General features: G+C 39.0%; 10 protein-coding genes. 7 read left to right on the top strand and 3 right to left on the bottom strand.

From position 1 onward, the window contains the following. Positions 1-38: 38 nt before the first annotated feature. Positions 39-3,467 (bottom strand): leucine-rich repeat protein, encoded by a 3,429-nt coding sequence (locus tag ACK4HU_RS01100; protein ID WP_409802984.1) that lies wholly within the window; start codon positions 3,465-3,467, stop codon positions 39-41. Positions 3,468-3,669: 202 nt separating this feature from the next. Here ACK4HU_RS01100 and ACK4HU_RS01095 point away from each other — a divergent pair, with 202 nt between their 5' ends. From ACK4HU_RS01095 to ACK4HU_RS01075, 5 genes are all read left to right on the top strand, one after another. Next, complete coding sequence (locus tag ACK4HU_RS01095) at positions 3,670-5,553, top strand: ATP-binding protein (RefSeq protein ID WP_409802982.1); 1,884 nt, start codon at positions 3,670-3,672, stop codon at positions 5,551-5,553. 38 nt (positions 5,554-5,591) lie between these two features. Continuing rightward, the gene (locus ACK4HU_RS01090; protein ID WP_409802980.1) at positions 5,592-6,260 is read left to right on the top strand and encodes a response regulator; all 669 of its coding nucleotides are present in this window, start codon (positions 5,592-5,594) and stop codon (positions 6,258-6,260) included. Between the two features lie 140 nt (positions 6,261-6,400). Continuing rightward, positions 6,401-7,627 (top strand): sterol desaturase family protein, encoded by a 1,227-nt coding sequence (locus ACK4HU_RS01085; protein WP_409802978.1) that lies wholly within the window; start codon positions 6,401-6,403, stop codon positions 7,625-7,627. A 15-nt stretch (positions 7,628-7,642) separates the two neighbouring features. After that, complete coding sequence (locus ACK4HU_RS01080; RefSeq protein WP_409802977.1) at positions 7,643-8,761, top strand: XdhC family protein; 1,119 nt, start codon at positions 7,643-7,645, stop codon at positions 8,759-8,761. Continuing rightward, complete coding sequence (locus ACK4HU_RS01075; RefSeq protein WP_409802975.1) at positions 8,758-9,387, top strand: NTP transferase domain-containing protein; 630 nt, start codon at positions 8,758-8,760, stop codon at positions 9,385-9,387. The genes ACK4HU_RS01080 and ACK4HU_RS01075 overlap by 4 nt, the downstream gene beginning before the upstream one ends. Before the next feature lie 27 nt (positions 9,388-9,414). On the opposite strand, the gene ACK4HU_RS01070 is transcribed toward ACK4HU_RS01075, so the two are convergent. Further along, a complete protein-coding gene (locus tag ACK4HU_RS01070; RefSeq protein WP_409802973.1) occupies positions 9,415-10,023 on the bottom strand; it encodes a Uma2 family endonuclease in 609 nt (202 codons plus the stop codon). 48 nt (positions 10,024-10,071) lie between these two features. Further along, a complete protein-coding gene (locus ACK4HU_RS01065; RefSeq protein WP_409803198.1) occupies positions 10,072-11,220 on the bottom strand; it encodes a cysteine desulfurase family protein in 1,149 nt (382 codons plus the stop codon). A 180-nt stretch (positions 11,221-11,400) separates the two neighbouring features. Here ACK4HU_RS01065 and ACK4HU_RS01060 point away from each other — a divergent pair, with 180 nt between their 5' ends. After that, positions 11,401-11,748 (top strand): hypothetical protein, encoded by a 348-nt coding sequence (locus tag ACK4HU_RS01060; protein WP_409802972.1) that lies wholly within the window; start codon positions 11,401-11,403, stop codon positions 11,746-11,748. A 205-nt stretch (positions 11,749-11,953) separates the two neighbouring features. Further along, positions 11,954-13,165, top strand: a complete 1,212-nt coding sequence (locus ACK4HU_RS01055) for an ATP-binding protein (protein WP_409802971.1) — start codon at positions 11,954-11,956, stop codon at positions 13,163-13,165. Positions 13,166-13,454: the final 289 nt, after the last annotated feature.

The raw sequence follows: 13,454 nt of genomic DNA, 5'->3' as shown, positions 1-13,454 counted from the left end.
CTCGATTGAGGCGGTTTTTACTTCAAACCCAAAGCCTATTATTTTTTACAATTTCCATCTTTTAGCTGCGCAAGAGTTGGATTGTAAGAATTGGAATTCACATTATAATTAGAGACGGTTCCATTTTTTGCAATTTTGGTCACACCACATAAGTCAGCGAGTTTTTCATTACTCGTTATGATGAGATTGATTGTAGCACCAGCCCAATTAGCAAGACCATCCAAGTTCATGAGTGATTTGTTGGAAGAAATACTTACTCCTAAGGCAATTTTTTCAAGTCCGGCAAGTCCATTAATCTGGGTGAGCTTAGGATTGGTGTTAAAGGAAAGTTGACTACAGGTTTTCAAAGCTTCCAGTCCATCCAAATTTGTCAATTCATTGTTTTGGATAAGTGAGAACATTCCTGAGGATCCATTTCCTATTCGATTGAGCTTTTTGAACGCATGCAGATTGGTTAGACCTGTATAATTGACATGGAAATCCTGTCCGACTGTGGTAAGATTTCCTAATCCGCTTATTTCTTTGAGCTTTGGTAAACCCGAAAGCGAGAATACAGTTTGAACATCAGTCAGTGAGGTTAAGCCTTTGATTTCTTCAAGTTTCGAGGTATTTAGATCAATCGAAATAGTCACAGCTCCAGCTGTCTTTAGACTTTTCAATCCATTAATTGAAGTTAGCGACGATGCCGGTGTTGCAGCTAGACTAACTGAAAATAGTTGGTTCAATTTTTCCAACTTATTGAACCCATTTATATCCTTCAAAGCACTGGTATTGTAAAACTCCAAGGTGAAAGCTTCAATTAGTTCGGGAAGGTCTAGACTCTCCAAAGACGTCAGCGTACCGAAATAGGCTCGTTGAGCGATTTTGCCTAAAACCGGAGCTTTGACAGTGGTCAGGGTTTTTAAATTTTCAAAAAATAATACACCCTCTATTTCATTTAATTTTGAGAACTCAATCGACTTCAAACCATCGGAATTGGCAATTCTGATTCCCGAAAAACCTATGACTTTCTCCAAATTGTTGAATACTACCGTCTCAAGTTTAGGGTTTCTCTCAATTACAATTTGAAAGCCAGTTTTGATTTTGGAGGTTAAGGCAGAAATGTCATTTAGCTCCGGATTATTTTGGATGTTGGTGAACTCCAAGGCTTGAACATCCAAGATAAGTCCGTTGAGAGATTGAAGTTTTTTATTCCCTCTGACAAAGACCCCTCGCACAGGAATTATTTTTTGAATCCCGTTCAGATTTTCCAGTTCGTTATTTTCATCGATAGTCAAATTGCCGGAAGGAGCTCCAGTTACGTTAGTCAGAAAATTTAAATTTTTCAATAAGGTATTGGATATAGTCACTTGAGAAGAATTACCTAGCGACTTAAATTTTGGGATGGAGATGGATGAAAGGGAAATATTTTGATAGATGCTTAATTCCTGACCATCAGTACAAATTTCTTCCAGATTTGGGAAAGTGATGGACTGCAAACTTGGATTTGAATGGATATATAAGCCGCCTTGCATTGATTTGGTTTTTAATTTTGGGAAAGCGATGTTTAGCAGGCTTCCATTCAGTTGAATTCGCATGGATCCGGTAATTTCTTCGACTTCTGCTAATCCACCAAGGTTCTCAATATTGGTTTTATCGATAACCAACCCCCCTATTTTTTTAAGTGATATAATACCTCCCAGGTCATTAATAGCTGCTGTGCCAATGGTCAAACCTCCCACTTCTGTGTATGCTGAATCAATGAATGCCTTAAGCTGTTGCGGGGTATTGATAACATAATTACCTGAAAAAACTTTTGTAGGCACTTGATTTACGGGATCATTGGGTTCGTTGCAGACAGAGATGTTTTCCTGAAATCGATATGCCAAAGAAGGATTTACATTGACAGTGATGTCTTTACTTTTCTTACCGGATTGGACATCATAAATGGTTAAAACCACATTATTGACCAAATCTGAACCTGATTGCTTCATGAGATAATTGATTGTAAACAAACCATCATTAAAGATTGGGGCATAGGCAGAAGCCAAAACCTTATTCCCATTTCGTAGGCTTGCATAGGCATAACCTTGTCTGACAGCAGTCTTGTCACAATTAACTGATTTACCATTAACATTAATGATATAGGCTCCTTTGCCATCAATTGGAGTTACCGGAGGAATGACTACCTCAATTTTGGATGTTGGAGATTTGGTGAAGTCGGCATTATATTTTTTTGTAACCTTCTGAGAGTCGTCTGTTTGTACGAATTCAGGCATAGGAACGGGAGTTTCACCCGGCACAGGGCTGTAGCGTTCATTGACCGGATATTCTGGTCCACCCGGTTGGAGGGGATAGATTTTCACTACCAATTCTTCTTGTCCCTCCAAACCATCAGGGAGGCGAAGATCTTCATTATAATCTGCGGTGTAAGGATTCTTTGACGTTGAATTTGGATAGGTCAAATTTCTATGATAAACGGTGGACCCGCTACTTTGCCTAGTCACGTGGACTGACATGCCTCTTTTTCCTCCCTCCATATCTTTCAAAAGATCTTCCAACAAATCAGGGTCTTCAACTGGACTGATCGTGCCGCGCAAATAATCAAAGAGCCATTTAATAGAAATTGGGATAAACCGAAATGGATTCCACTTGTCAAAGTTCCAAACCGAAAAATGACTGACCTCGCCCACGTAAACACTTCCTTGCTTGGTGCCAATTCCCTCCTCTTTCCAGATTCCTTTGGCTTCATCAAAAGACCACATTTTCATTGTAGCAGGTGCGATACCGACCATGGACGGTGGGATCGGTAGGGTAATTTTTGCCGTTGTACCGGCTTTCAATTTCAGCTCTTTCCCTGTGTTGTCCAGCAGTTCGATATGTGCCATACCGAAGGATTCCAACATACCGATTTTCCCATCTGAATTTTCCGCAAAAAGATCACCGGGTACCCGTGCTATAAAATCGTGAGAAGTTGGATTAATATAGGAAGCAACCACATTAATGGCTCCTGTGTAATTCTCAACGGCATTTGCAGGCAGTTCGATTTGGATCCCTCCGGCAATACCAACTTTACCTCCGGTGGAAGCGGTAATGGTGCCAATGGAGCTTTTTTCAATCAATTTCAAAGTGGGAACTTGAGTGAGTTTGTCCTTGTATGGTTCCACGATCCGCTGACCATCAAAAAAACCTCCCTTGCTCACTTCGATATACCCCCGATCTCCATCAATGGAAACATCGGTAAAGTTGTAAATCCCATTTACATCAGTAATGGTCTGCTTGCCTCCGGACTTTACAACAACTCCAACAAGCGGATTATTTTGCTCGTCAAGTACACGGCCGATAAGATTGGTCCGAACCATTCCTTTCATAGGGCGAATGGGATTTTCTATAATTGGCACTATGGGGTCGGTATCCTCAGATTCTTTGCAGGAAAAAAGGAGAAGAAACACTCCTATGAGCAATAAAATGGATTGTAGATTTTTCATGGCTAAGTAGTTTGAATTTTGGAAATGCTCCTGGTTATAAAGCATTCAAAATTGTAGCTCTGAAAACCCGAAAAAAATACTCAATTTGGAGTAGAGGTTTCGAAATTGCTATTTTTAAAATATGGGTAAACAATTGATATACTGTCTGTTTTTCTCCTTAATCAACTTTTTGGCTTCAGGTCAATCAGTGGAAATAAATTCTTTGCGCAGCAAAATATACCAAGCTAAAAATCCTCAAGAGCGTCTGAATGCAATCCTTGCCCTCTGTGATGTCCATTATAATATTCCCCGGGATACCTTGGACAAATATGCCTATGAAGCATACAGTCTAGCGCTCCAAACTGGAAACGATTCCCTAATTGCATTGGGTGCATTGTCCAAAGCTCAGGACTATTATCGTTGGGGTTGGTTGGATAGTGCCACAGTTTTGATTGAAGAAATCGTGCCGAGACTTTCATTTCAAGATCCTTCTACTAGTTCTGTTTACTTTAAATTGATGCGTCTGAAGGCGATTTCCAAAGGTGGACGGATGGACTATCCCGGAGCTTTGGATATCCTATACCGATTAGTAAATGAAGCCGAAAAAATTGGCGATAAACTTAATCTGGCAATCAATCAAAACTCAATTGCCTCGATAGCTTTAGCAAGAGATCAAGCAGATGAAGCGCTTATTTGGATCAGAAAAGCAGAAGTATTATTAGGCGAAAGTAATGAATTTCAGACGGTTAAAGCTTCAATTTTTGTCAATAAATCAAATGCATTTCTGCGCTTGGCACAGGAAGATTCTGCGCTCTTTTACATCAATCAGGGAGTAGAATTGAGCAAACAAATCAACAATCTTCCCATTTATTCCATGGCTTTGCAGCGAAAGTCTGAATTGGCTTTGAAAAAGGGAAATTTGATCGAAGCTGAAAATTCCCTGATCGAATTGCTGGAAGCCCGCAAACTGACCGGGGACCAAAATCTATATACAGATGACAAGGAGGCTTTGCTCAATTTTTATCTGAAATCAGGTCAATATCAAAAAGTAATTGATTTAGCCAATACTATACTCCAAGGCACCTTAACTGATCCAAATACTTTGGATTCGAAGACATTGACCAACTCGATAAATTTGCGATTAATCTATTTTGAAGCTCTAGGCAAAGCTTACAAAGCTTCCGGAGATTCGGAAAAGTATCAGGAAACCTTGGAAGAAATAATCCAAGCAAAAGATGTCTTTTACACTCAAAACTCTGAACGTGCGCTAGCAGAACTTCAAACCCAATATGAAGTTCAACAGAAGGAAAATACCATCATTCAGCAGCAATTGGACCTGATCAGAAGGCAGCGGGTGGCTTATGGAACCTTTGCCGCATTAGCCATAGTCATTCTTTTGGCGACACTTTTAATGGTATTTTCCAGAAGAAAAGAAAAAATTGAACGAGTAAAATTCCAGGAGGCGGAAAAATTCAAAGCACAAAAATCTATTCTTGAAGCCAAAGAACAGGAACGAAAGCGGATATCCTCCGATTTGCATGACAATCTAGGTGCTTTTGCAGCTTCTATCACCTCAAATCTGGAATACATCAAAGATGAACGATTGGATGATTTGGGCAAAAGGGCTCTAAGGGAACTTCAAATCAATTCGAGATCCATGATCAGCGAATTGAATGACACTATCTGGGCTTTGAAAAATGATTCCTTAAGTCTTACAGCACTAAGTGATCGTTTGAAATTATACCTCCAACGGCTGAATTCTTCTTATCCTGAAATCCAAATTAACTTTATAGAAGAAATCATGGAGGACAGAATTCTTCCCGCTGCTGAGGCTTTTAACTTATTTCGAATCCTTCAAGAAGCGATAAATAATGCGCTAAGGCACAGTGATTGCCGACAGCTGAGGATACAGTTGAAAAGTAATGACTCTTGGTCCATTGAAGTGGCTGACAATGGAAAAGGATTGAACCAAGAATTGTCAACTAGTGCCGGAAATGGGCTGGAAAACATGAAAAAACGAGCCAGAAATTCTGGCTGGAAAATTTCTTGGCAAGGAATCATTGGTGCTTCGGGTACTTCAGTCCGCATTGAGCCTACTACAAATTGATTATGTCGTCTTTATTTTTTTTCACTGAAATTTGAAAAATGGAGCAGTATCGAATCGCTTTGGTAGAAGATAATCCCGTCAACGTGAGAAGTTTTCGGATGAAAACCGATGGAATCAATTTATTGAAAATGAGCTTTCTGGCCGAAAATGGCAAATTGGCACTTGCAGAGCTTGAAAGATTGCAACATGGATTTTTGCCTCATGTTGTGTTTATGGATATTGAAATGCCAATTATGAATGGAATAGAAGCGATCAGGATCGGAAAAGCCCTCTATCCACATATTCATTTTTTGGTCCTTACTGTATTTGATGATGAAGAAAACATCTTTGAGGCCATTCAAGCCGGTGCTTCAGGTTACTTGCTCAAGCATGAGTCTTCCGACAAAATTTTACAAGCAGTACAAAATGTGTTGGAATTCGGAGGAGCACCAATGAGCCCCGGTATTGCTCGAAAAACACTTCAACTTCTAGGCAGAAGGGAATCTGTAGCCAAAACCTCCAAATCAGAAATGCCAGAATTACTTACTGACCGAGAAAAAGAAGTCCTTGGTCACCTGATTAATGGCTGGGATGCCAAACGGATCTCTGTGGAATTGAATATTTCCTCACTTACTATTCGGAAACACATCGCCAATATCTACCAAAAGCTACATGTGAACTCTCAGGCCCAAGTCATTAATCTGGCGCACAAAAACCACTGGCTTTGATCAAAGTAAAAATCTCCCTTTTAACTAGCTGATTTTTTAAGTTTTGAAATATCTTTTTGATTAGGATCGGGTTAATTTTTAAGTTTAGACCAAAAACGATAAACCCGATGGAAGCTTACGGTCAAATATTATTAATAGCCATGCCAGCATTTTTCTTGCTGGTACTATTCGAAAAGTTTTGGGGAATATGGAAAGGAAACGACACCGTTCCGTTGAATGACATGATTTCCAGCCTGAGTTCAGGCATTACCAACGTAACAAAAGACGTTTTAGGATTAAGCATTGCTATCATTTCCTATGAATGGCTGGTCACCAAGTTTGGACTTGTCCAGATTGAAGCAACTTGGATGACTTATGTCATTGCATTCATTGCACTTGATTTTGCTGGCTATTGGACTCATCGAATTGCGCATACATACAATTTCTTTTGGAATAATCACATCATTCATCACAGTAGTGAAGAATTCAATTTGGCTTGTGCATTACGGCAAAGCATTTCTTCCATCGTTCGTATTTTTGGGATTTTCCTTATTCCTGCGGCAATTTTGGGAGTTCCCCCTCAAGTCATTGCGATCGTTGCTCCCTTGCATCTTTTCGCTCAGTTTTGGTACCACACCAGACATATTGGGAAGATGGGTTTCTTGGAGAAAATCATCGTAACCCCATCCACTCATCGAGTTCATCACGCGATCAATCCTCAGTATTTGGACAAAAACTACGGGCAGATTTTCATCATTTGGGATAAACTGTTTAAGACCTACCAAGATGAATTGGATGATGTCCCAGCCGTTTATGGAGTAACTCGACCGGTACAAACTTGGAATCCTGTCAAAATCAATTTTATGCACCTGTGGCTACTGATCAAAGATGCCTGGAGAGCTGAAAAATGGGCAGATAAGCTTAAAATCTGGTTTATGCCACTGGGTTGGAGACCGGAGGATGTCGCCAATAAATACCCTGTCCACAAAATTGAGAATGTCTATCAATTTGAGAAATATAACCCGCAGCTAACAAAAGGAATGTTGGTTTGGAGTTTTGGACAATTAATTGCCTTGCTATTGCTCCTAAGTTATTTATTCGGCAACATTTCGACTATTGGTGCTCCGGGTATTTTCTATTATGGGGGATTTGTGTTTTTGACCGTTTACGCTTACACAGAATTGATGGACCGCAATCCCAATGCATGGGCTTGGGAACTTCTCAAAGTTGCTTACGCTATTTTTTTTGTGGTTAATTCTGGTGATTGGTTTGGCATGAACAATATGCTGCCAAGCGCTACTTACCTATTTATTACCTACCTCTTGGTATCGCTTTTCTTTTCAGTTTGGTTTTCAGTTAGAAAAGAGAAGTTTCAATTAGCCAATTGATTTCCAATTAATTAAATGAAAGAGCTTCAGCAGATAATTCAAGCATATGAGGTCTGCAAATTGGAAAATCAACAAGTTGCTTTAGCTACTGTAGTGAAGGTAGATGGCTCAGCTTACCGCCGACCCGGTGCACGAATGTTGGTCACCCAGGAAGGAAATCTGACAGGTGCGATCAGCGGTGGGTGCTTGGAAGGTGATGCGCTGCGTAAAGCTCAAGCAGTTATTTTTCAGCAAAAATCCATGCTGGTAACCTACGATACCACAGATGAGGATGATCAAAAATTCGGAGTGGGTTTGGGTTGCAATGGAATTATTCATGTACTGATCGAACCGATTGATTTTACAAATTCAGAGAATCCAATTGAATTGATTAAAACTGGATTTTCCGATCGGCAAACTTCGCTTTTTTTGACGCTTTTCTCAGTAAAACATTCGAAATCAGAACAGATCGGAACCATTTACCTTCAAAAAGGAGAATCTAAATCGGGTTCATTAGCAAAGGTTCCAAAAGAGTTTTTGTCAAAACTTGAGCAAGAAATTCAAGATTTTGAAGGCCCCCAAAATCAAATACAGACATATGATGAGTTTGACGAGCTTTCAGTTTTCTTCGAAGTGCTCAAGCCCGCAACTCGAATTCTACTTTTCGGAGCTGGAAATGATACGATTCCATTAGCCAAAATGGCCGAAATTCTGGGTTTTGAGCTAATTCTGATCGATGGAAGGAAAAATTTGGCGACTACAGCACGATTTCCTTCAGCCAAGGAAATTATTGTCTCTCCTGCCGATGAACTTGAAAGTAAAATCGATTGTGATTTGAATACGGTAGCTTTGTTGATGACTCATAATTTTGAATATGAAGTCATTGTATTGGAGAAATTGCTGACTTGCATGATTCCTTATATCGGAATTTTGGGACCAAAGCGAAAGACTGAGAAACTGATCGAAAGACTGAAATCAAAGGGAATTGAAGTTCATTCTGATAATTTTTATTCGCCTGTTGGAATTGAGATTGGGGCTGAGACTTCGGAAGAAATTGCGCTTTCGATAGTAGCAGAGATAAAAGCAGTATTAAACAAAAAACAACCTATTTTTCTCCGAGAAAAAATGGGACCTATACACGAAAAAATTAAATGAAGACTGGAATTATCATATTGGCAGCCGGAGAATCAACCCGACTTGGCTACCCAAAGCAAATCGCTAAATACAAGGATAAAACCTTGCTTCAGCTGGCAATAGATGCTGCAAATGGATGTGAAGCACATAAACGTGTCTTGGTCCTCGGTGCAAATCGAGATGAAATCAAGAAAACTTTCCCTGGATCCAGCATTCCAAATATTCCCAATCCAAACTATGAAAATGGAATGTCTTCCAGCCTCAAAATTGGGTTGGAATATATGCTCAAATTTGATCCCCCGGATCAAGTCATTATCATGCTTTGTGATCAGCCTTTTGTGGATGCCAAGATTTTGAACAAATTAATTTCAACTCAAGCGAAAGAAGGAAAAGGAATTGTGGCCTGTTCTTATTCCAAGACGATTGGAGTGCCGATTCTTTTTTGCAACCCCTATTTCAAGGAATTAATGGATCTCAAAGGTGACGAAGGCGCAAAGAAAATCGCCCTAGCTCATGAGGAAGATTTGGTGACAATTTCATTCCCCAAGGGCAAGATAGATATAGATACAGAGGAAGATTTGTTAAGATTGAATTCAGAATTTGGCTCACAGATTTCAGAGTTGAGCACTGATGATGAGGATCTGTGAAAATCTGAGTTATCTGTGAGGAAAATATTACTCTATATCTCTAAAAAAGTCTTCCAAATCCAGCTTAAAACCTTCTACAGCAACTGATTCTACAATGTCACCTGAAGTCAATAGTGGTGATGGTACATATTTTCGGTCTGTAAGTGTATAAATGAGAAGATTCTGATTTTCAGGATGAATCACCCAATATTCCTTCACTCCATTGGACTCGTAGAGCTCAAATTTGTGCTTCAGTTCAGTTTTGCTATTTCCTGGAGAAAGGATTTCCACAATTAAATCCGGTGCTCCGATACATCCTCGATCATCCAGCTTTACCGGATCGCATATTACACAAATGTCCGGCTGAACGACATCGTTAATTTTACAATCTTCCTTCGATCCCTTTGTGAATCGAACATCAAAGGGCGCATCATAAACTTGACAGGTTTTTCCTTCTAAGTAAGTAAAAAGCCTTGTTAGAAGTTTTGCTGACACCCGCTGATGAATTCGCTTTGGCGCAGCAGCGGCCTTTTTAAATATTTTTCCTTTAATCAGTTCAGCCACTTCATCAAATTGCCAAGTCAAATAATCAGCATAGGAATAGACCCCGTATTCGATGTCGGGTTCGTTTACTATGTGTGGCTTTTCAGTTTCCATAATTGAATATACTAAATGAACTAGGATAGGTTGATTGATATTAAATACTTATGAGTTTTTTCTCAATTCACCCATCTTCTTTTTCACCCATTCCAAAGTGAATTCTATATCAGCTTCACTTGTATTTCTACCTAAACTAAAGCGAATCGAAGCTCTTCCTAAATCGGAATTTAAACCCATCGCCTGAAGCACATGACTGGGTTTCGGTGAAATGGAAGTACAAGCCGAACCTGAACTGACTGCTATTTTTTGGTTGACCTTTTTGAGCAAATCCTCTCCTTCTACTCCACCAAAAGCGATATTGGTTACATGGGAAAGGCGATTTTCCTGACTACCATTAATAAACGTATCTGAGATTTCTAACAACCCTTTTTCAAGTTGATTTCTTAGGATTTCCAATCGCTTTCCTTCAGCTTTCATTTCAGTAAGTCGAAGTTCCGCAGCTTTCCCAAAACCCACTATTCCGGGAACATTCAGCGTTCCTGATCGCATGCCTTTCTCATGTCCTCCTCCGTGGATTTGTGCCAATGGCTTGGGCAATTCATGATTGTGACGCACATAAAGCGCCCCAACACCTTTTGGACCGTAAAGCTTATGCGCTGAAATCGCCATCAGGTGAATTCTTTGTGTCGAAACAGAGATCTTCCCCGCCGCTTGCACCGCATCTATGAAAAAGATAATGTTTCTCGATTCAGCTAATTCAGCGATTTTTTGAACAGGGTGAATATAGCCAGTCTCATTATTTGCCCACATGAGGCAGATCATTTTGGTATGGGGAAGTATGGTATTTTCAAGTTTTTCCAAGTTTATTTCGCCAATTAAATTCACAGGTAAATAGGTGACCTCGGCTCCTCTTTTCTCAATTTCGGCGAAAGTATCTAACACCGCTTTGTGTTCTGTTTGGCAGGTGATGTAATGCTGCTTTTCTCCCAGATAAGCCTCAAAAGTTCCCTTTATTCCAAGATTGATGGATTCCGTAGCTCCAGATGTAAAAATGATTTCCTTTGATTTTGCACCAATTAATTGCGCTACTTTCTCTCGAGCCTCATCCACTGCATTTTCCGCAACCCAGCCGTAAGGATGATTTTTGCTCGCCGCATTTCCGAAATTGGCTCCGAAAAAAGGGAGCATTGCATCAATGACTTCGGGTGCACAGGGAGTAGTTGAGTTGTAGTCGAGGTAAGTCGGGTAGTTCATGTGTTTATAATTTTTCTTTAATGCCACACCTGCCTGCCAGCAGGCAGGTGGAATCTTCGCATGGCAGATAATCATACCTGTGTTTGATTGGATCATGCTTGATTTCAATGGACTAAAATAATGCATTCAGTCACGCCATACTCAAAGGATTGAAGTAACTTGTGTTTACAATTTAACATTATGCAAGAAACATGGTCTTTTGATTTTCCTACATCCAAGACTCCAAAAGAGGATTTGGAATCACTTTTAAAAGAAAAGGAAAAAGACTTGGGTATTTTTCTGTCCTACTATTATAAAAAAGAGGGAGCAGTTGCAGAGAAAGTTAAACTCAAACCGGATTTGAATTTTGAATCAGAAACTACTGGTTCATTTACACTTGAATTTGATTTGGTACACTTTAATGCCTGCTTGGCTATTCATGACCAAGCCAAAGAAGAGATGAAAATGACCTTTGAAATTGATCCTGAATCCGAAAAGATAAAGTTGATCGGTGCTTATTGGCCGAGTCGGGAGATGGATGAGATTTAGATCTCAAATGCATGATCCTAGTTATTCGGTCACTCAAAAACAACATCGCAAAACAAACATCAATAGCATTGAATCAACCGATTTTTGATGGGAAGGCCCTAGACATTTGAAATACGATAACCCAAATTTGAACAAAATCAAATTTTAAAATTCCTAAAAGTTTGTATTTTTTAATAGTTTTAGGAATTTCAATTATCTTTAACCTATGCAAACTTTAACACGCAATCGGTACTTGGATATTCTTAGTGTTCTTAAAGACAAGAATTTAATAAAGGTGGCCACAGGCGTTAGGCGCTGTGGAAAATCAACTTTAATGACACAATTTCAAGACTTTTTGCGTAGAGAAAATGGCAAAATTTCCATTGTGGCAATAAATATGGATATGCCTGAATTTCGATTTTTAGCAGAAAAGAGTTGGAAGGAGATTTACGATTATATTATTAAACACCTTAAAAAAAATGTAATCAATTATGTATTTATAGACGAAGTCCAAAACGTTTCCGAGTTTGAAAAACTGTTGGAAGGCTTGTATGTTCATCCAAACATTGATTTGTATGTTACAGGTTCAAACGCATTTTTATTATCAAGCGAATTGGCAACTTTGCTCACGGGTAGAGCTTATGAAATAAATGTATTGCCTTTTTCTTTTGCTGAATATTTAGAGTTCACAGGCAAAACTACAAACCCTGACCGTGCTTTTGCCGGATATGTGCGTACAGGTGGTTTTCCCGAAGCTGTAAGACTTTCAGCAGACGGAAATCATTTTGCGAATGAATATTTGCAAATGGTTTTCAAAAACATTTACGACAACGATATTTCTAAACGCTATACTATTTATGCCGAAGAATCATATCAGGAAGTTGTAAACTTCTTACTAGATTCAGTTGGTTCAAGCGTTTCTGCAGGAAACATTGCCAAAGTTTTAACGTCAAACAAAAAGAAAATAGACAACAAAACGGTATCAAAATACATTGATACTTTGGTTGAAGCCTATTTGTTTTACAAAGTAAATCGTTATGACATCAAAGGCAAACAACATTTGGCAACGCAAGAAAAATACTATTTGGTGGATTTAGGTTTTCGAAACGCATTACTTGGAAAAGAATTGTCAAGCGATGCAGGACATTTACTTGAAAATATAATTTATCTTGAGTTAAAACGCAGAAATAACCAAATATGGATAGGGAAAACCAACAATTTAGAAATTGATTTTGTTGTTCGTAACAACAAAGGTTTTACACAATACATACAAGTTTCGCAAACAATACATAACGCAACGACTTTAGAACGTGAGTTAGCGCCATTAGAAAGTATTGCAGACCATCACGAAAAACTTTTAATTACAATGGACTACGACACAGGTACATATAACGGAATAAAAAAAATAAACGCATTAGATTGGCTTACAAAGACCTAAAAATAAGGGTGAGCCGATAATTGTCATTTTGCCTAACATTCGGGTAATTGACCATTAGTCCCTTTATCAATTTTTTAGCAGGATTTTTTCCTCATCAGCAGGATTCACAAATCTGCTTCTTCTATGAGCGATAAAACATTTTTTGATACAAAACTCAAGTGGCTAGAGAAAATATTCAATGGATATAATCCTAAATTCAATCTTTTTGAAATCGCTGAAAAGACCGGATAGAATCTTGCTTTTGGTTGCAATTCCTAGCATTTGAAGTAATTTTGGCCTTGAATTTTAG

The sequence above is a fragment of the Algoriphagus sp. genome, from assembly GCF_046296635.1.
In the GTDB taxonomy this organism is placed as follows: domain Bacteria; phylum Bacteroidota; class Bacteroidia; order Cytophagales; family Cyclobacteriaceae; genus Algoriphagus.
The sequence above is the reverse complement of the archived record's forward strand: the minus strand, read 5'-3'. Positions and strand labels throughout refer to the sequence as shown.

Excerpts from the sequence above, each read along its gene's own strand:
- ACK4HU_RS01100 (WP_409802984.1), bottom strand. The coding sequence starts at position 3,467 with ATGAAAAATCTACAATCCATTTTATTGCTCATAGGAGTGTTTCTTCTC.
- ACK4HU_RS01090 (WP_409802980.1), top strand. The coding sequence starts at position 5,592 with ATGGAGCAGTATCGAATCGCTTTGGTAGAAGATAATCCCGTCAACGTG.
- ACK4HU_RS01085 (WP_409802978.1), top strand. The coding sequence starts at position 6,401 with ATGCCAGCATTTTTCTTGCTGGTACTATTCGAAAAGTTTTGGGGAATA.
- ACK4HU_RS01080 (WP_409802977.1), top strand. The coding sequence starts at position 7,643 with ATGAAAGAGCTTCAGCAGATAATTCAAGCATATGAGGTCTGCAAATTG.
- ACK4HU_RS01075 (WP_409802975.1), top strand. The coding sequence starts at position 8,758 with ATGAAGACTGGAATTATCATATTGGCAGCCGGAGAATCAACCCGACTT.
- ACK4HU_RS01070 (WP_409802973.1), bottom strand. The coding sequence starts at position 10,023 with ATGGAAACTGAAAAGCCACACATAGTAAACGAACCCGACATCGAATAC.
- ACK4HU_RS01065 (WP_409803198.1), bottom strand. The coding sequence starts at position 11,220 with ATGAACTACCCGACTTACCTCGACTACAACTCAACTACTCCCTGTGCA.
- ACK4HU_RS01060 (WP_409802972.1), top strand. The coding sequence starts at position 11,401 with ATGCAAGAAACATGGTCTTTTGATTTTCCTACATCCAAGACTCCAAAA.
- ACK4HU_RS01055 (WP_409802971.1), top strand. The coding sequence starts at position 11,954 with ATGCAAACTTTAACACGCAATCGGTACTTGGATATTCTTAGTGTTCTT.